The organism is Halococcus sp. IIIV-5B, from assembly GCF_003602035.1.
Classification (GTDB): Archaea; Halobacteriota; Halobacteria; order Halobacteriales; family Halococcaceae; genus Halococcus; species Halococcus salsus.
The window spans coordinates 26,227-44,358 of the sequence record NZ_QZWE01000007.1; the positions used below are offsets into that span (position 1 = coordinate 26,227).

Genomic DNA, 18,132 nt, shown 5'->3' on the forward strand with positions numbered 1-18,132 from the left:
CAACCAACTATTAGTCCGCGGCCATCTCGGTTCCTGTATGGACGTTCGTCTGCTCGAAGCCACCGACGACCCCGAACGCGTGATCTGTACCGCGGCGCGGTGTGATTATTCGTCCGACTACGTCGGCGACCAGTCCTTCGAGGACCTCATGTCGACCATCGAGGGCGACGACCTCGACGAGAAGAAACGAACCCTGATCGGTCACCTCCTCTCCCACGGCCACTTCGGCCCGTTCGAACACCCCCAGGCCACCTTCGCGGTCGAGGGGATCTCCCGGTCGTGCATGGCCCAGCTCACCCGCCACCGCCACGTCTCCTTCGACGTCCAGTCGATGCGCTACGTCGCCTTCGACGAGGTCGACCCCGAAGACGTGCGTGAGGGCGCGATGGTGGTGACGCCACCCGCGGTCACGGACGCCGACTGGATCGGTCGGAACCAGCGACGGACCGACACCGACGAGGCGACCGTCGAGCGCCGGCGGGAGGTCTTCCGCGAGTCCGTGACCCAGTCGGTCGAGTCCTACCAGGAGCTCCTCGACCTGGGGATGGCTCCCGAGGACGCCCGGTTCGTGCTCCCCATCGGGACGGAGGTCAACCTCGTCTTCTCGCTCAACGCCCGGATGTTGATGCACGTCGCCGACATGCGCGCCGCCGCCGACAGCCAGTGGGAGATCCGGGAGCTCACGGAGTCGGTGCTCGACCTCGCGGCGGAGTGGTGCCCGATGACCTTCGAGTACTACGACGAGCAGCTGAAGGGGCGGAAGAATCGCCTGGCTCCGTAGGTGTGAGACCCGCATGGTGGTCACAGTGTTTTTATATACTGGTGCGGTGGTGTTGAATAGATGAACCGGCTGTGGGCGTTCGGTCTCGTCGCGATGGTTCTGGTTGGAGGCCTCGCCCTCGCCGGACCAGCGGCGGCCCAGCCGGAGGCGGCGAACGCGTCGAGCCCGTCGTTCGGCGAGACCCAGTTCGTCGTCACGGTCTACGAGAACGGCTCGGCACGCTGGACCCAGCGGTACAACCAGCCCCTCGCGAACGAGACCCGGACCCAGCAGTTCCGGACCTACGCGGAGCGATTCAACACGGAGGAGACGCCGGTCTACACCGACTTCAGACAGCGGGCGACGGACCTCACCGCCGCCGGTTCGAACGCCACCGGGCGCACGATGAGCGCTCGGGGGTTCACCCACACCGCCGAGGTCACCTCCCAACCGAGCACGACCGGCGTCGTGGAGATGTCCTTCCTCTGGACGAACTTCACCGCGCCGAGCGACGGTGGCGTGACGGTCGGGGACACCTTCGAGAACGGCATCTATCTCTCGCCGAACATGTCGATCGAGATCCGGGCCGGCCCGAACCTCGGGGTCGACTGGTCGTCGGTGGAGCCGACGCCCGACGCCTCGACCAACGGGTCGGGGAACACCTCCGACTCGCTGACCTACTTCGGCGAGACGCAGTTCGCGAGCGGCCAGCCCCGGGTCACGTTCACCGGGTCCGAGGACCCGGTCGGGAGCCAGTCGATGCTCACCTCGCCGCTCCCGTGGGCGGTGCTCACGGTCGCCCTCGCGGTCGTCCTCGGTGCGGTGTTCGTCCGTCGTTCGTCGGGACCGGTGTTCGGCTCGGGGAGTGAAGACGAGACCCCACCCGCCGAAGCGTCGGCGGCGACGGAGTCAGTGACAGACGACGACACGGGAAGCGATGCGAACGCCGACGACCCCGACGATCCGACCACGCCGGCGGTGACGAGCGCCGACCTCCGGAGCGACGAGGACCGGATCGTCGGGCTGCTCGAAGCCAACGGCGGGCGGATGCAACAGACCGCGATCGTCGAGGAGACCGACTGGTCGAAGTCCAAGGTCAGCACCCTGCTCTCGGAGATGGCCGACGAGGGAACCCTCACCAAACTCCGGGTCGGCCGCGAGAACATCGTCAGCCTCGCGGGCCACGAACCCACCGCCACCCGGTCGCCGTTCGACGACGAGTGACCGGGCGAAAACACAACGGTTAAACGGGATTCGTCGTTATCACGGAATGCACTCGGATGCCCGCGACGAACGGGCCGATTGCGCTCCGGTGGTGTAGTCCGGCCAATCATATCACCCTCTCACGGTGATGACCAGGGTTCGAATCCCTGCCGGAGCACTGAGCGATTCACGAGCGAAGCGCGCACGGCGTGGATTCGAGCCAGCGAGTCGCAGCGGCCATGCGGCCGACCGTCTCGCCCGGTTCGAATCCCTGCCGGAGCAGTTCTCCACGTTTTCCCCGAGTCGAACAGCGCCATCGCTCTCGGGATACTGACCGGGGGAAGGTGGACCACGGGGAGTGCTGCAACGGTGATGCCACGCAACGCGTCCCTCGCGAGTCCTACATCAACGATCATCCGTAATTGTAATAAGCGTTGTGCATCGATCGGTTCGAACTGAACGGATCTATCGAGTCCTTCGTGCCTCGGTACCGACACTCGTTACGGTTTTATTACAAGTGTGGATGTGTCACAGTGTATGACGGGAGACGACCCGCTCGGCTGGGCAGTCTACGACCATCATCGGGACGAACGGGACGAACCGCTGGTCGACCGCGACGGCACCGCGACCCGCGAACAGCCGATCCAGCGGTTCTACTTCGACGCGCGTGACCCCGACCGCGAGGTCGCCGAGTGGGAGGCGTCGTGGCTGTCGGGCCCCGCGCTCGACATCGGGGCGGGTGCGGGCCGCGACACGCTCCACTTCCAGGAAAGATTCGAGACCGTCGCGCTCGAAGTCAGCGAACGGCTCGTCGAGACCATGCGCGAACGTGGTGTGCGGGACGCGCGACTCGGCGACATGTTCGCGCTCCGCGAAGAGTTCGAGCGCGACCGGTTCCGCTCGGCGTTCGCGTTCGGCACCCAGGTCGGTCTCGCGGGCTCGATGCAGGGCCTTCGGCGGTTCCTGGGCGACCTCGCGTTCGTGACGACGTCGGACGCCACCGCGCTCCTCCACGGCTACGACCCCGACCGCGAGGCCACTGTGGAAATTCTGGGTTACCGCGAGGACCCGACGCCGGGGCTCGCCCACCGGGTCTACCACACGACCTACCGCGACCAGCACGAGACCATGTTGTTTCGACTGTTCAGTCCCGATCGGCTTCGAGAAGCCGTCGTCGGGACGGGGTGGCAGGTCGCCGAGGTGCGACGCTTCTCGGCGGAGACCTACGTCGCGGCGCTCGAAAAACGATGACCCTTCGACCTATCGGTAGGCTTCGCGGAGGAAGACGAGCGCGCCGCCGAGCATCGCGAGGTTGCCGAAGAAGGCGAGGCGTTCACCATCCTTCGAATCCTCGTCGGCGTTCCAGAAGTCGTGCATCGTCGCGGTCACGAGGGTGAGGAAGGTGACGACGCCGCCCGTCGCGAGCCGCGGGAACCGCCAGAGCGCGAGTCCGAGCCCGCTCGCGACCATCATCCCCGACGCGAACGGCGCGACGAGGTCCGGCATCGGCACCCCCGCCGATTCGGCGTACTCGACGTTGTCCTCCATATCCCGGAAGTCCTCCGAAGCCTGGAGCGCGAGCCCGAGCCCGAGTGTCATCCGGCCGAGCCGCGACGGCCGTCGATCCCCGTCGTCGCTGGAAGCGTCCATACTCCCATCCAGACCGGCCGGTACCAAAAACCTACGTGACGGGAACTCGCGCGAACGATGGTTATGTATTTGGCGAGTGGTGTGTGCTACCATGTTAAGCCAGTCGGGTTCGCGGATCGGATGATGACGACGGAACTCCCCCCGATCGGGCTCGGAACCTCCGGCATGGACGACCCGGACGACTGTCGTGAGAACGTCCGGACGGCGATCGAGGCGGGCTACGAACACATCGACACCGCGCAGATGTACGGCAACGAGGCGAGCGTCGGCCGCGGGATCGAGGCCGCCGACGTCGAACGCGAGGACGTCTTTCTCGCCACGAAGGTTCACCCCGAGAACCTCGCGTACGACGACGTGGTCGAGTCGACGAGGGCGAGCCTCGACGCCCTCGGGGTGGAGTCGGTCGACCTGCTATACGTCCACTGGCCCACCGACGCCTACGACCCCGAGGCGACCCTCCCGGCGTTCGACGAGGTTCGCGACCGCGGCTGGACCGACCACGTCGGCGTCTCGAACTTCGACCTCGACCTGCTCGCCGACGCTCGGGAACGACTCGACGCGCCGGTCGTCGCGAACCAGGTGGAGATGCACCCCCTGTTGCCGCCGACGGGCGCGATGCTCTCGTACTGTACCGATCACGACGTCGCTCCCGTCGCGTACTCGCCGCTGTGTCGGGGTGAGGCCCTCGGGCTCGACGAGGTCATCGCGGTCGCCGAGAAGCACGACGTCAGCCCCGCACGGGTGCTCATCGCGTGGCTCGCCCACCAGAGCGTCCCGGTCGTCACGAAGGCATCAGGGACCGACCACATCGAGGACAACCTCGCTGGACTCGGATTGCAGCTCGACAACGAGGACCGGATGCGTATCGACGGCATCGAGCGGCGGTACCGCCGGTTCGACCGCGACGGCTCGCCGTGGACCTGACGCGACTCGAACGTTTATGCCGGTGCCGACCGAACTCTCGGCAATGATCTACACCCCTCTCTCGGAGCTATCGGCTCGTGATGGCGTCCGAATCACCGCCCCCCAGTCGAACCGATGACCCTCGGCGACCTCTGGTTTCTGGCCGACGAGGCCGACCAGCGTGCGGCCCAGGCCTACCACGCGCTGACGACCGACTACGACGCCACCCTCGAACGGTCCCGTCACCGCCGCGTCTCCCGCGAGCGCTTCCGCACGCTCGCCGAGCGGATCCGGGCTACCGGCGCACCCTACGGTGCCCACACCATCGTCTACCGACCCTCGGGCGAACTCCTGCTCTGTCGCCACGAGGGCGTCGGGCTCTGGGTGCTTCCCGGCGGTGGAGTCGACCCCGGCGAGAGCTTTCGCGAGACCGCCGAGCGCGAACTCGCCGAGGAGGCCGGCGTCGAGGCGCGGTACGAGGGACTCGCGCTCGCCACCCGGGTCGAGATCCGGTGTGACGACCACGCGACCTGGGGTGTGCTCCCGGTCTTCGCGGCCGCCGCTGAGACCACCGAACCCTCGATCGCGGACCCCGACGAGGAGATCTCGGCCGCCGAGTGGTTCGCCGACCTCCCCGCCGACACCCGCGACCGCCAGGACCTGCTCGCCTGGCGCGATCAGGCGCTTTGAGTGAGTCGCGTCACTCCGGCCCGTAGACGTTCCCCTGGTTTCGTTCGGCGTTCATCCGCCGGACCGCCGCGCGAGCGTTGCTCGAATCGTAGCCGAAGAGGACGTCCTTGGCGTAGGCGTCGGCCACGTCGGCGGCGTGGATCAGGTCGTCGATCTCGATGTCGGGCGCGTAGAGTTCGACCGAGAAGGGGGTCGCGAGCGCGTCGAGGAAGCCGCTGGCGATGATCTCGACCCAGTAGGTCGTCGAGTAGGCCATGTCGTAGAGCGGCACGACGAACTCGTCGACGTGCTCGGCGAGCGCGTCGAGGTCGATCCCGGAGCGCTCGACGAGGTGGCCGGGGTAGGGGTCGGGGTGAACCGTGAGGTAGCTCCGCCCGGGGATCCGGTCGGTGGCCTCCGCGACGAACTCGGTGATCACGTTCTCGCGCCACGCGAACCGGTCGTCGAACGCGCTCTCCTCGAACAGCCGGGTGCACCGCTCGCAGAAGCAGTACTCGGGTCGGGGAAAGCCCACGTCGTCGAGACGGACGTCGCCGCTCACCGCGCCGACGTCCGCGATGGTTTCGAGCAGCCCCTCGCGGTAGTCGGGATGGGTCGGGCAGACGTACGACCAATCGAAGTAGCGCCGCTCGCGGGTGGCGGGTTCGCCCGCGTCGCTGACCGGCACGACGTCGGGGTTCGCGTTCGCGATGGCGTTGTCGGCGTGACACGAGACCATGCTCACCGCCTCGGCGACGGGTTCGTTGGTCCGGCCGCTCACCGACTTGACCTCGAGGAACTGTCGGTCGAACTCCGGCCACTCGACCTCCTCCGGGTTGCGTGTGACGACCCCGAACATGGGGGGCGGCGACGACGACCAACCCGAGGAGCAGCCCGCCGACGAGCAGGACGCCGCCCCCGATCGCGTAGAGCTCGGTGGCGGTCCACCGGAGCTGCTCTCCGTAGCGCATGATCCCCGCCGAGACGAGAAGCGTGAGGCCCGACCCCACGAGCGTCGTCACGAAGTCGAAGCCGAACCGATTGCCTGAACTGGCCATGAACGACCCAGCTTCGTGGCGGGCTTCGGGGTTGAGCAGGCGAACGCAGGCAACCGTCTCAGACGGAGATGTGGTCGGCGAGCTGTTCGCGGACGATGGTCTCGCAGTAGACACAGCGCACCCCGTCGTCGAGCACCGCGAACCGCGAGGCGACGGGTTCACCCTCGGTGGAGATGCAGTTGCGGTTCGGACACGACAGCACGCCCTCGACGAAGTCGGGCCGTTCGACCCGGTTCTTCTCGGCGACCGCGAACCCGCGGATGATGTTGATCGACGCGGCGGGCGCGATCAGCGAGATGACGTCGACCTCGTCCTGGCTGAGTTCGCGCCCCTCGATCTTCACGACGTCCTTGCGACCCAGCCGGTCGGAAGGGACGTTCATCCCGACGCTCACGACCTCGTCGGTCGAGCTGTCGATACCGAGGATCGCGAGCACGTCGGGCGCGTGGCCGCCCGCGATGTGGTCGATCACGGTCCCGCTCTCGATCTTGCTGATCCGGAGTTCGTGGGATGGGTGGCTACTGCCACCGCTATTCGGATGGCCACTGTCACCGTCATCCGGGTGGCCGCTGCCACCGTCCCCACCGTGGTCGTCGCCGCCGTCGATGTCGTTCACGACTGTCCTCCATCGAGCAGGAGGTCGAGCAGCGCCATCCTAACCGGGACCCCGTTGTGGGCCTGTTCGAAGTAGTGGGCGTGCTGGGTCTCGTCCACGTCCGGGGCGATCTCGTCGACCCGCGGGAGCGGGTGCATCAGGGTGAGGTCGTCACGTGCGGCGTCGAGGCCCGCGGCGTCGATCCGGTACTCGCCCGCGACCTGGCGGTACTCGTTCTCGTCGGGGAAGCGCTCGCGCTGAATCCGGGTGACGTAGAGCACGTCGAGCTCCGGGAGCACGGTGTCGAGGTCGGTGTGTTCCTTGACGTTCGCGCCCGCCTCGTGGAGGTCGTAGCGCACAGAACGTGGAAGGCGAAGGCTCTCCGGGCTGATGAAGTGCTGGCGGGCGTCGAACTTCGTGAGCGCGTAGGCCAGCGAGTGCACAGTTCTACCATACTTCAGGTCGCCCATGATCCCCACCGTGAGGTCCGAGAGGCCGTCGGTGTTCTCCCGCATCGTGTAGAGGTCGAGCAGGGTCTGGGTGGGGTGTTGGCCCGCGCCGTCGCCCGCGTTGATGAGCGGGACGTCGACGAACTCCGCGGCCATCGTCGCCGCACCCTCGCTCGGGTGGCGGAGCACCAGCGCGTCGGCGTAGCCCTCGGTCACGCGCACCGTGTCGGCGAGGCTCTCGCCCTTGGCCGCGCTGGAGGATTCGACCGACCCCATCCCGAGCGCGTCGCCACCGAGGCGCTTGATCGCCGATTCGAAGCTCATCCGCGTGCGCGTGCTCGGCTCGAAGAAGAGGAGGCCGAGCAGGGTCCCGGCGTGGCGCGCGCGGTCCGGCGGCGAGCGCTCGATCTCGGCCGCGCGGTCACACACCGTTTCGATGTCCGCGCGCGAGAGGTCCTTCGCGCTGACGACTTGGTCGGTGTCGCCGTCCGCGAGGCTCACGACCAACCACCGTTGCGCCGCTCGGGCTCTGCCATCGTTACCAGCAGTCGGTTGGCCTGAGGACTTGTATCTATTGGGCTGGCCCGCTTGGTTCCATCCGGCGTGAGCCACGGCTTCGAGCGAGAGGCTTGTGTACGGTTTCGTCGATTTCGCGCACTGAATCCGGGTCACCGATTTCGGCCCGTGCGTCCGTGAGCAGCCCCGTCGGAGATCGACGTACCGTCTTATCGAGGGGGAAGGTTCGTATGCAAGAAAATACAAGACAGGCTGTCAACCAGAGGTGCTTATGTCCACATCAGGCGTCCCGCCCGCTCTCATCGTCGGTACTCGGCCACAAACGAGTGCGTGGGTACTCACGACCGGGTTCGTCGTTGCCGTGTTCATAGCCACGCTTCGCTTCGTCGGACGGTCGCTCCTGCTGAGCTTCGAGTTCGCGATGTTCGTGGCCGTTGTCGGGGTTCTCCTCGCGGGCATCGCTGGTCGCTACGGCGGCAGTGTCTTCGCTGGGATCCTCGCGGCTGTGCTTCCTGTGTTCGCGTTCAACGCCGTATCGACGGCAGTCGCCGAACCCTTCACGATCGCCCTCGTCGGCCGTGCCCTTCGAGCGGCTGCATGGGTCGCTTTCGGTGGCATGGGACTGATCGGTGGGCCGTTTGGGTACGCCATTGGTGCGGCTACGAAGCTCCGTCGTGAGGGGCTTCGAGGACACGTCCGCAGGAAGCCCGAGCGATACGGCGTGCTGCTCGTCTGGGGGTTCCTCGCGACGGCTGTTACCGTGGTCTGGCTGTTGCTTCCGGTGTCGGCAACGCCTTCATCGGTGGTCGGCGCACCGGTGCTCGTCGCCGGTGGCCTCATCGTCGCGGTCCTTCTCGGATATCGTACGCAGGGAGTAGCCGTAGCGGCCGTCGCGAGCGGGATCGGGGGCAGCGCCGGACTGGTACTGTTCGGCAACGGATTCAGTGCGATGACGGCAGGTGGTGGCGCTTCGTCGGTCGTCGTTTCTCTTCCGGGTCTGTTCACTGGATTCGCCATCGGACTCCCGTTCGGTTTGGTTGGGTACGTCATCGGGCTGGCACTCGAAACCGAGAGCACGTATCACGAGTCGCCACGTCGAACGTGGTGATACGGACCGCTGATGGGATGAATTCGTTCCGGATCCGTCTCCACCGCTCCGGCCGTCGACAGCCAAGCGGTGACCGGCGAGGAACAGCGAATTTCGATGGCTGCGATCTCGACGGGGATAGCCAACGAAACGGCGGACGATCCCCTCTCGGGTTCGAAAGTCAGTCCTGACAACAGCTGCCGATACGGTCGCCGAAGTCCACGTCGAGGTCGGTCCCGATGGCGGTGTTGAGACGTTCGAGCCTCGCGTCGAGTTCCTGCTGGGCCGCGAGGTAGGCGGCCATCTCGGGGAGCGCGTGGAGTTCGCGCTGAGCGGCCAGGAGGGTCTCGCGGTCCTCCTCTGTGGCTTCGCCGATCTGGCGGGCCTGGACGAACCCGTCGCGGAGGCGCTCGAACTCCCGGACCCGCTCCTGAGCTTCGGGGCTCTCCTCGACGGCGGTCTTCGTCTCGACGTAGCGCTCGTACTCGTCGGTCGCGGCGATCGCCGCGCCGAGATCCTCGGCGACGGCTTCCGGGGACTGGGTGGCGGGGTCGACGCCGGTCTCGACGTCGGGTTCGGTGCTCATCGTTCGATGACGGGTCGTCTACCGCTTCAATCTGGCGGTGGTGATGGTGGCTCAGCCTAGCCTGGCCTCGACCCACGCCACGATATCGGCCAGTTCGTCCCGCCCGATCCCGTGGGCGGACCCGTACTGGTTGGATTCGACGTCGGCCCCCAGCTCCCGGAGGCGGTCGGCCGCGGCCTCGGCGCGTTCGGTCGGGATCACTTGGTCCATCGTTCCCGACCCGACGAACACGGGTGTGCCCTCGATGCCCGCCGGCTCCATGTCGGCGTGTGACTCCGCGAGGTAGCCGTGGAGCGCCACCACCCACGCGAACCGCTCGGGGTGTTCGCACAGGAGCGCGAGGCTCGTGATCGACCCCTGACTGAAACCGAGGAATCCGATCCGGTCGGGATCGAGGTCGTAGGTCCCGATGGCGGCATCGATGCTCTCGGAGACCGAGTCGAGGCTTCGGCGGAACTCCTCCTGGTTCGGTTGGCTTCGATGGAGGTCGCCGTCGGGCATCTCGAGTTCGTACCAGGTGTAGCCCCCCATCAACCGATCGGGCGCACGGAGACTGACGACGGCGAGTTCGTCGGGGAGGTGCTGGGCCACGGGTAAGAGGTCCTCCTCGTCGGCCCCGCGGCCGTGGAGAACGAACACCGCGGGTGCGGGGCCGTCGGTAGGACTGTCGGGTTCGGCGTAGACGTGTTCGAGCGGGAGGTCGGCCATACCAGGTGTAGGCGGGCGGACGGTTTCAATCCCCGAGTGACGTCGACGTCACGGGCCGACCGATTCGCCCGTCGAAACACCGAGATTAAACGTCACGACACCCAATCCAGCCCAATGAGCCACACCGAGCCATCGGAGGGCGACCTCACCCGAACCGGGATGTCGCTCAAACACGACCGCGAGTGGGACTACGAACTCGAACGGATCGTCGAGGCCGTCGAGGAGCGCGACGCGAAGAAGGTCGGTCTCCAGTTCCCCGAGGGGCTGAAACGGCGCGGCCCCGCCGTGACCGACGACCTTCGGGACCTCCTCCCGGACGACGTGCGCGTGATGCTGTCGGGCCAGCCGTGCTACGGGGCCTGTGACCTCGACACCTTCCTGATGCGCCGCACGGATGTGTTCGTCCACTTCGGCCACTCCCCGATGAAGGAGTCGGACAAGATCATCTACGTCCCGCTCTTTTCGAATGTGGACGTCGAACCGATCATGACCGACGCGCTCGACGAACTCCCCGAAGACGACGTCGGCCTCGTCACCACCGCCCAGCACATGAACAAGTTCGAGGAGATGCGCGAGTGGCTCGAAGCCCGCGATTTCACTGTGCACACCCGCCGCGGCGACGAACGCCTGACTCACGAGGGCCAGGTCCTCGGCTGTAACTACGCCTCGGCCGACATCGACGCCGACCAGATCCTCTACGTCGGCGGCGGCAAGTTCCACCCCCTCGGCCTGGCGATGGAACACCCCGAGAAGAAGGTCGTCATCGCCGATCCGGTGAACAACGCCGTCTCGGTCGCGGATACGGAGAAGTTCCTGAAGCAGCGCTATGGTGCTGTGCACCGCGCGATGGACGCCACGAAGTGGGGCGTCATCTTCTGTACCAAGATCGGCCAGGGTCGCTGGGACCAGGCCGAGCAGATCGTCGAGGAGAACGAGAACGCCTACCTCATCACGATGGACGAGGTCACGCCCGACAGACTCCGAAACTTCGACATGGACGCGTTCGTCAACACCGGCTGTCCGCGGATCACCACCGACGACGGCCCGCGCTTCCACAAGCCGATGTTGACTCCTGGGGAGTACGAGATCGCCGTCGGAAACGAACCGCTCGAGAACCTCGAGTTCGACACGTTCCACGGCACCTGGTAACGCTCGAGTCGACCGATAAGCGGTCGCCGGTCAGTGCTCAACCGCCGGCTCCCGTGATGTCCGTCGGTCGGGTTCGGTCGTCCGTTCGACTTTCAGCGGTCGTTCACAGGACGGACAGACCCGGTCGTTCGGCGAGACCTGCGACCCGCACAAGTCACAGAACACCACTCCATTCCGTATCTCGTAGTGATACTCCGTCTCGGTCTCGTTTTCGTTCTCGGGAGCGTCGTCGACAACGGAAATTCCCCGCGCTCGGAGGGCCGCCCGCGCCGCCCGAACGTCGTCATCAGTGAGGAGCGTGAGCGTGGTTTCGGTTTCCGTGTCGTCCGCCGCCGAGAATCCTCTGGTGGAGAGCCACCCCCGGATCCAGGCGTCGAATCGAGCCAGACGACCCGAGGCGTCGTGCGTGAGCCGTAGCTCTCGGTCGGTTTCGTCGAGCGTGACACGCTCGATGGTCGAGAGTTCGATCCGCGTGCCTCGGGTCCGTCTCCACAGCCGGTGGAGCGGATCGAGCGCGACGAAGGCAAGCGAGAGCGCCGCCACTACCCCGACCGTCGTATCGAGCATCGTCGAGACCTGATACGTCGCGAAGAGCAACGACAACAGGAACCCGAGCAGTTTGCCGACCGTGACGAGCTGTCGCTTACGTCCACCGTCGCGCCAGTGCGCTCGCTGGCCGTGGAGGAACTTCCGTGGTGACCGCTCGATGTGGAGCGCCTCGTCGCCGACCGACGCCGTCCCATCGATGGTTCGAAACGACCCCCAGCCGCCGTCCATGGTTCCAGTATCACCTCGGGATAATTAACTGTAGTGCTCGATTGCATGATTCCTCGGTTCGTTCGTTGGTCGACGTGATGCCCCTTCACGCCCTTCGTCACATCGAGCTTCGGCTTCGTTCGGGCGAAAGCGTATTGCAGTGGTCGTGCTCGGTGTGTCCATGCCCGGCGCACGCGTCGCGAGCGGTGAGCGAGTCACCCTTCGTACCGTCGAAGAAGCGGACGTGCCGTTCCTCCAGCGTGCGGCCGCGAACCCCGAACTCCGCTACCCGCTCGGCAACTCGCCGAGAAATCGCGAGCAGCTCGAGATCCACAAGGAGGACGACGGTACGGACCGATTCCTCGTCTGTCTCGACGGCGACGACGCGGGACCGGGATCACCGGACGAGGACGACATCCGTCGGATCGGCGGGATCACCGTCAGGGACGCCGACTGGCGACGCCCCGAACTCGGCTACTGGTTGATTCCCGAGGTACACGGTGAGGGCTACGCGACGGAGATGGTCTCACTGGTGGTCGACTACGTGTTCCGGACCTACGACCATCCCGCAGTCGGAGCGCGTGTCTACGCGTTCAACGACGCTTCTCGGGGGCTTCTGGAATCTCTCGGTTTCGAGGAGGAGGGGCGAATTCGACGGGATCGGTTCGTCGACGGCGAGTACATCGACAACGTTCGGTATGGGTTGCTTCGGGAGGATTGGGGCGACCGAATTGAGTGATCTTCGCGCTAAGTCACGGAATCCACGGAGTGACGACAGTCGATTCGTCTACGGCGAGTCCCGACACAACTGAGAGACCGCACAGCACCGCCTCGCGACGGCCACACACCTCCCCAACCGATTCACTTCACTCGCTTCGCTCCTTTCGTTCATCCCTCGCACGCCGATTCGTGGTCGCGCGCTCACGTCCGTTCGCGCACGACCGCGAGCGCGCGCCACCGCACCCCGATCAGGGACGACATCCGAAAAGAGTCGATGAAGTCGGTATCCGCCGGTCGCCTCAGTTCTCGATCGTTTCGATCTCCTCGTCGGTGAGGTCGATTTCCGAGGCGGCGACGTTCTCTTCGAGGTGGTCGATACTGCTCGTCCCTGGGATCGGGAGCATAACAGGAGAGTGCTGGAGCAGCCACGCCAGCCCCACTTGGTACTCCGTTGCGTCGTGGTTGTCGGCCACTTCGTCGAGGCCGTCGAGCTCCCCGGAGCCGAGCGGGGCCCACGGGATGAAGCCGATGTCGTGCTCCTCGCAGTATTCGAGCACCTCCTCGTCCTCGCGGTCACCGATGTTGTACTGGTTCTGAACGGTGGCGATCTCGACCACGTCGCGGGCCTCCTCGATCTGCTCGACGGAGGCGTTCGAGACGCCGACGTGTTTGACCTTGCCCTCGTCCTTGAACTCCGCGAATGTCCCGACGGCGTCGGCGTAGTCGACGTCAGGGTCGGGCCGATGGTACTGATAGAGGTCGATCTGGTCGACCTGGAGTCGGTCGAGACTCCCAAGGATCGCGTTGCGGAGGTAGCCCGGCTGCCCACACTTGGGCCACGAACCGTCGCGGTCGTCACGCCAGAGACCGCCTTTGGTCGCCACGAAGGCGTCGTCGTAGGGCGCGAGCGCCTCGCCGATCAGGCGTTCGGAGACCGCCGGCCCGTAGGAGTCGGCGGTGTCGATGAAGTCCACCCCGAGGTCGGTCGCGCGGTGGAGGACGTCCTTCGCCTCCTCCTCGTCCTCCGGCGGCCCGATGATATCCTCGCCGGTGAGTCGCATCGCGCCGAAACCGAGCCGGTGAACCGTGTCCTCGCCACCGATGTCGAACGTGTCGCTCTGGTTGTTCGTTGCCACGTCCCGGAAAACGACCGGGGTACGATAACCTCTTTCGGCACCGGCAGTCGAGACGCCGGAAGCTCAGAACCCGCGGAGGTACTGGTCCGGCACCGGGGCCTCCTCGGACTGGTCGAGGTCGTCGGCCGCGTGGAGGGAGAAGTAGGGGTCACGAAGGTGCTCGCGCGCGAGGATCGCGAGGTCCGCGCGGTCGTTGCGGACGATCGCATCGGCCTGTTCGGCGGTCTCGATCCCGCCGACCGCGCCGATCGCGATGTCGCTCTCCTTCTGCTCGGTGATGTGCTCGGCGTAGGGCACCTGGTAGTTTGGTCCCGAGTGGGGGACTTCCTGAGCCGGGTCGGCCCCACCGGCGCTCACGTCGAGCAGGTCCGCGCCGGCCTCGAAGAGCACGTCCGCGAGCCGTGCAGACTGGTCGGGGTCCCACGATTCCTGCCCCTCGATCCAGTCGGTCGCGGAGATCCGAACAAAGACGGGTTTGTCGTCGGGCCAGACCTCCCGCACCGCTTCGGTGACCTCACGCACGAGGCGTGCGCGGTTCTCGAAGCTGCCCCCGTAGTCGTCCTCGCGGTGGTTCGTGACCGGGGAGAGGAACTCGTGGAGGAGGTAGCCGTGGGCCGCGTGGACCTCCGCGACCTCGAAGCCGGCATCGAGCGCGCGTTCGGCGCTCTCGCGGAAGGAGTCGATCACGCCCTCGATGTCGTCCTGGTCGGCTTTCTTGAGCGGCGGGGACTCCTGGTCGCCGTAGTCCCACGCGTCGTCACTCGGTGCGAGCACCTCCCAGCCACCCTCGTCGGGCTGGAGCGGGTCGTGCCCCTCCCACGGCCGGCTCGTCGCGGCCTTCCGACCGGCGTGAGCCAGCTGGATCGCCGGGACCGACCCCTGGTCGGCGATGAACTCGGCGGTCGGCGCGAGCGCTTCGCCGTGCTCGTCGCTCCAGATGCCGAGGTCCTCTGGCGAGATCCGCCCACGAGGTTCGACGGCGGTGGCTTCGGTCATCACGATGCCGGCCCCGCCGACCGCGCGACTTCCCAGATGAACGAGATGCCAGTTCGAGGCCATCCCATCACGGTCTTCACACGAGTACTGACACATCGGCGAGACCATCACCCGATTCCGGGCTTCGGTCTCGCGCAACGAAAGCGGCGTAAACAGGTCCTCCGTCATCGCCGATGCTACCCGCCGACCGCGAAAAACGGTGACGGAACCGGAGGAAACCTAGGCCGTTTCGGGTACCGGTAATCCAGTCGCGAAGACCGTGGATCCACGTCATCGCGACGGTCCGAGGCTGTCGATCGTGCTGTGGATTTAAGACGGTAGCACGACACGTTCGTACGGTATGTCACAACACGACGATGACGGGACATCGACGGTAACGGATTCACCAGCGAGCGAACTCGCGGATCGGGAGCCGAAAACCCGATCGGGAAGCGACCGACGAACGTTCCTCAAGGGGTCGGCCGTCGCACTCGGGGCGGGAGCGCTCTCGATGAGCGCCGGCCGTGCGACCGCGTGGGACGACGAACGCGAGCGGATCGACCGGGTCGACACGGCCACCAGCAGCGACGGGATGGTGGCAGCGAGCGACCCGCGGGCGGTCACGGCCGGGACCGACGTGCTCGACGCGGGCGGCAACGCGGTCGATGCGGCGGTCGCGGTTCAGTTCGCGCTCAACGCCGTCCAGCCCCACACCTCGGGGCTCGGTGGCGGCGGGTTCATGGTGGTCTACGACGCCAAGGAGGACGAACTCTACTCGATCGACAACCGCGAGCGCGCACCCTTCGGTGCGACGCCCGACATGTTCCTCGACGACGGTGAACCGATCCCGTTCGACACGCGTATCACCCTCGGCCAGGCGGTCGGGGTTCCGGGGACCTTCAAGGCGTGCGACGTCGCGCTGAAACGCTTCGGAACCCACGAGGTCGCGGAGCTGATCCAGCCCGCCATCGACCTCGCTAATGGAGCCCGGGTCGACGACTACCTCGCTCGCACGATCGCCGAAGAGTATGGTAAATTCAACGACGCCGCCCGCGCGGTGTTCGCCCCCGGCGGCGACCCGCTCGACGTCGGCGACGAACTCGTCCAGCCAGACCTCGCGTCGACGTTCGAGACGATCGCCGACGAGGGCGTCGGCGCTATCTACAAAGGGGAGATCGGCGAGGCGCTCGCCGAGACCGTCCAGGAGGACGGCGGGAGCATGACCCCCGCCGACCTCGGCGCGTACAACGTCACGATCGACACCCCGGAGTACGTCGAGTACGGCGACGTCACGGTCCGAACCCAGCCGCTGCCGAGCTCCGGCGGGCTGACGATCGCGGGGATCCTCTCGCTGCTCGAACCGCTCGACCTCGGTCAGTACGACCGGCAGTCGATCGAGGTCTACCAGCGGCTCGCCGAGGTCTTCAAACTCGCCTACGCCGACCGCGGCGAGTACATGGGTGACAAGCAGTTCGTGGACGCGCCGTGGCAGGGGCTGTTGGACCCGGAGTATCTCGACGAACGCCGCGGGATGATAAACTACGAGCAGGCGACGACCGGGACGCAGGAACCCGGCGACCCGTGGAGCTACCAGCCCGGGTCGCCCTACGCCATCGACCCGCTCACCCTCGACGACGTGGGTGCGATCCAGGACGCGCCGCGCCCGTCGATAGCGAACCCGCTCGGGAGTACGACCCACTTCACTACCGCCGACGCGGATGGCAACCTCGTCTCGTGGACGAGTACCATCGAGCAGCTGTTCGGCAGCGGGCTGATGGTGCCCGACTACGGGTTCATGCTCAACAACGAACTCACCGACTTCGACGCCCAGCCCGGCGGTCCGAACGAGGTCCAGCCGTTGAAACGCCCGCTCAGCTCCACGAGCCCCACCATCGTCTTCCGGGACGGCGAGCCGTTTTTGACTGTGGGCTCGCCCGGCGGCACGACCATCATCACGACGGTCGCGGAGGTGATTCTGAACCTCGTGGCGTTCGACATGGACCTCGCGGAAGCGGTCGCCGAACCGCGTTTCTACGGCAACTCCGGGCCGACAGTCTATCCCGAAGCCTCCGTCCCCGAGGAAGTCCAGGACGGGCTTCGCGAGCGGGGCTACGACGTCTCGCCCTTCACGACGCTGGGTAACGTGATGGCGATCCAGATCGACCAAGAGACGGGCGAGTACACCGGAGCGGCGGACTTCCGGAACGGTGGGGTAGCGTACGGCCCCTGAGACAGCGAACCGAACTGTTCGCCGAGTTAGCTCTCGAACGACGTTCGAAGTCCATCGGCGACGACCTCGATGGCGTCGCGGCTCCGGTCGATGACGTCGGTCATGCTGATGAAGCCGTGGATCATCCCCTCGAAGTGCTCGTGTTCGACCGCCACGCCCGCGTCGCGGAGGCGGTCGGCGTAGGCATAGCCCTCGTCGCGGAGCGGGTCGAACCCGCCGGTGACGAGCGTCGCCGGCGGGAGACCAGAGAGGTCGCGGGCGAGCAGCGGTGCGGCGTACTCGTTGCGGGCGTCGGTCGTGCGCGGGATGTACCGCTCGTAGAACCACGCCATGTCGTCGCGTTCGAGGAAGTAGCCCTCGCCGTTCTCCGCGTAGGAGTCGAACTCGTGGAGCGGGGGCGAGGCGACCGCCGGGTAGATCAGTGACTGGTGACACAGGTCCGGCCCGCCCTGGTCGCGGGCCATGAGGCTGACGGCGGCGGTGAGGTTGCCGCCGGCGCTGTCGCCGCCCACCGCGATCCGGTCGGGGTCGCCGCCGATCTCGGGCGCGAACTCGGCGGCCCACTCGGTCGCGGCGTAGCAATCCTCGACCGCCGCCGGGAAGGGGTGTTCGGGCGCGAGCCGGTAGTCCACCGAGAGCACGAGACAGTCGGCCTCGTTGGCGATCCCGCGACACACCGCGTCGTGGGTGTCGAGGCTCCCGATGACCCAGCCGCCGCCGTGGAAGGTCACGAACACCGGGAGCGGGTCGTCGGCGGTCTCGGGGGCGTAGAGCCGCACCGGGAGCGGACCCGCTGGCCCCTGGATATCGAAGTTTCGAACCTCCCCGACGGGCTCGGGGTCGGCCGCGGAGAACAGCTCTTCGAGCTGGGCGCGTGCGGTCTCGACCGAGACGCCGTAGGTCGGTGGCGCGCGCTGTTCGTCCAGGGTATCGAGCAGCGCACGGACTTGGGGATCGAGTTCCGAGGACATCGTGCGTGATC

The 18,132-nt window shown here is 66.6% G+C and carries 20 protein-coding genes and 1 tRNA gene; 11 read left to right on the plus strand and 10 right to left on the minus strand.

Translation table 11 applies throughout. The features are described 5' to 3' along the window. Positions 1–37 precede the first annotated feature (37 nt). From thyX to D3261_RS06910, 4 genes are all read left to right on the plus strand, one after another. Positions 38–781, plus strand: coding sequence for an FAD-dependent thymidylate synthase (gene thyX, locus D3261_RS06895; RefSeq protein ID WP_120070694.1), 744 nt, complete (start codon positions 38–40; stop codon positions 779–781). Positions 782–841: 60 nt separating this feature from the next. Further along, entirely contained in the window at positions 842–1,984 is a 1,143-nt protein-coding gene (locus D3261_RS06900) for a hypothetical protein (protein WP_120070696.1), read from the plus strand. Positions 1,985–2,066: 82 nt separating this feature from the next. Next, positions 2,067–2,141, plus strand: a tRNA-Glu gene (locus D3261_RS06905). Positions 2,142–2,500: 359 nt separating this feature from the next. Then, complete coding sequence (locus D3261_RS06910; RefSeq protein ID WP_120070699.1) at positions 2,501–3,214, plus strand: class I SAM-dependent methyltransferase; 714 nt, start codon at positions 2,501–2,503, stop codon at positions 3,212–3,214. Between the two features lie 9 nt (positions 3,215–3,223). Here the strand turns inward: D3261_RS06910 and D3261_RS06915 are convergent, their stop codons facing one another. Continuing rightward, positions 3,224–3,613: a DoxX family protein gene (locus tag D3261_RS06915; protein ID WP_120070702.1), complete on the minus strand. Its 390-nt coding sequence runs from the start codon at positions 3,611–3,613 to the stop codon at positions 3,224–3,226. Between the two features lie 123 nt (positions 3,614–3,736). Here D3261_RS06915 and D3261_RS06920 point away from each other — a divergent pair, with 123 nt between their 5' ends. Together D3261_RS06920 and D3261_RS06925 are read left to right on the plus strand one after the other, a co-directional pair. Then, complete coding sequence (locus D3261_RS06920; protein ID WP_120070704.1) at positions 3,737–4,537, plus strand: aldo/keto reductase; 801 nt, start codon at positions 3,737–3,739, stop codon at positions 4,535–4,537. 114 nt (positions 4,538–4,651) lie between these two features. Beyond that, positions 4,652–5,206 carry an NUDIX hydrolase gene (locus tag D3261_RS06925; RefSeq protein ID WP_120070707.1) on the plus strand — a complete coding sequence of 185 codons (555 nt, stop codon included), beginning with the start codon at positions 4,652–4,654 and terminating at the stop codon, positions 5,204–5,206. A 10-nt stretch (positions 5,207–5,216) separates the two neighbouring features. Here the strand turns inward: D3261_RS06925 and D3261_RS06930 are convergent, their stop codons facing one another. Next, positions 5,217–6,044, minus strand: a complete 828-nt coding sequence (locus D3261_RS06930; RefSeq protein ID WP_120070710.1) for a hypothetical protein — start codon at positions 6,042–6,044, stop codon at positions 5,217–5,219. Between D3261_RS06930 and D3261_RS20325 the strand changes: the two genes are divergently transcribed. Beyond that, complete coding sequence (locus D3261_RS20325; protein WP_199693945.1) at positions 6,043–6,234, plus strand: hypothetical protein; 192 nt, start codon at positions 6,043–6,045, stop codon at positions 6,232–6,234. The two genes, D3261_RS06930 and D3261_RS20325, sit on opposite strands and share 2 nt — an antisense overlap. Positions 6,235–6,301: 67 nt before the next feature. Here the strand turns inward: D3261_RS20325 and pyrI are convergent, their stop codons facing one another. Both pyrI and pyrB read right to left on the minus strand, forming a co-directional pair. Then, the gene (gene pyrI / locus D3261_RS06940; protein ID WP_199693946.1) at positions 6,302–6,739 is read right to left on the minus strand and encodes an aspartate carbamoyltransferase regulatory subunit; all 438 of its coding nucleotides are present in this window, start codon (positions 6,737–6,739) and stop codon (positions 6,302–6,304) included. Between the two features lie 116 nt (positions 6,740–6,855). Then, positions 6,856–7,788 carry an aspartate carbamoyltransferase gene (gene pyrB, locus D3261_RS06945; protein WP_120070713.1) on the minus strand — a complete coding sequence of 311 codons (933 nt, stop codon included), beginning with the start codon at positions 7,786–7,788 and terminating at the stop codon, positions 6,856–6,858. A gap of 286 nt (positions 7,789–8,074) precedes the next feature. Between pyrB and D3261_RS06950 the strand changes: the two genes are divergently transcribed. Further along, positions 8,075–8,911, plus strand: a complete 837-nt coding sequence (locus D3261_RS06950; protein ID WP_147464935.1) for a hypothetical protein — start codon at positions 8,075–8,077, stop codon at positions 8,909–8,911. Between the two features lie 160 nt (positions 8,912–9,071). Here D3261_RS06950 and D3261_RS06955 read toward each other — a convergent pair whose 3' ends face one another. Next, positions 9,072–9,476, minus strand: a complete 405-nt coding sequence (locus D3261_RS06955; RefSeq protein WP_120070718.1) for a YlbF family regulator — start codon at positions 9,474–9,476, stop codon at positions 9,072–9,074. Positions 9,477–9,527: 51 nt separating this feature from the next. Beyond that, positions 9,528–10,184, minus strand: a complete 657-nt coding sequence (locus D3261_RS06960; RefSeq protein ID WP_120070721.1) for an alpha/beta hydrolase — start codon at positions 10,182–10,184, stop codon at positions 9,528–9,530. 114 nt (positions 10,185–10,298) lie between these two features. Between D3261_RS06960 and dph2 the strand changes: the two genes are divergently transcribed. Then, a complete protein-coding gene (dph2, locus tag D3261_RS06965; protein WP_120070723.1) occupies positions 10,299–11,333 on the plus strand; it encodes a diphthamide biosynthesis enzyme Dph2 in 1,035 nt (344 codons plus the stop codon). A 30-nt stretch (positions 11,334–11,363) separates the two neighbouring features. Here dph2 and D3261_RS06970 read toward each other — a convergent pair whose 3' ends face one another. After that, positions 11,364–12,110, minus strand: a complete 747-nt coding sequence (locus tag D3261_RS06970) for a zinc ribbon domain-containing protein (RefSeq protein WP_120070725.1) — start codon at positions 12,108–12,110, stop codon at positions 11,364–11,366. A 160-nt stretch (positions 12,111–12,270) separates the two neighbouring features. On the opposite strand from D3261_RS06970, the gene D3261_RS06975 reads away from it, so the two are divergent. Next, positions 12,271–12,828, plus strand: a complete 558-nt coding sequence (locus tag D3261_RS06975; protein WP_120070962.1) for a GNAT family N-acetyltransferase — start codon at positions 12,271–12,273, stop codon at positions 12,826–12,828. A 280-nt stretch (positions 12,829–13,108) separates the two neighbouring features. Here D3261_RS06975 and D3261_RS06980 read toward each other — a convergent pair whose 3' ends face one another. Then, positions 13,109–13,945, minus strand: a complete 837-nt coding sequence (locus D3261_RS06980; RefSeq protein ID WP_120070726.1) for an aldo/keto reductase — start codon at positions 13,943–13,945, stop codon at positions 13,109–13,111. A gap of 63 nt (positions 13,946–14,008) precedes the next feature. Beyond that, on the minus strand, positions 14,009–15,109 hold the full coding sequence (locus D3261_RS06985; protein WP_120070727.1) for an NADH:flavin oxidoreductase/NADH oxidase: 1,101 nt from the start codon (positions 15,107–15,109) through the stop codon (positions 14,009–14,011). Between the two features lie 172 nt (positions 15,110–15,281). Here D3261_RS06985 and ggt point away from each other — a divergent pair, with 172 nt between their 5' ends. Beyond that, a complete protein-coding gene (ggt, locus tag D3261_RS06990; RefSeq protein WP_233553918.1) occupies positions 15,282–17,150 on the plus strand; it encodes a gamma-glutamyltransferase in 1,869 nt (622 codons plus the stop codon). 26 nt (positions 17,151–17,176) lie between these two features. Here the strand turns inward: ggt and D3261_RS06995 are convergent, their stop codons facing one another. Continuing rightward, positions 17,177–18,121 carry an alpha/beta hydrolase gene (locus tag D3261_RS06995; protein ID WP_120070728.1) on the minus strand — a complete coding sequence of 315 codons (945 nt, stop codon included), beginning with the start codon at positions 18,119–18,121 and terminating at the stop codon, positions 17,177–17,179. Between the last annotated feature and the right edge of the window lie 11 nt (positions 18,122–18,132).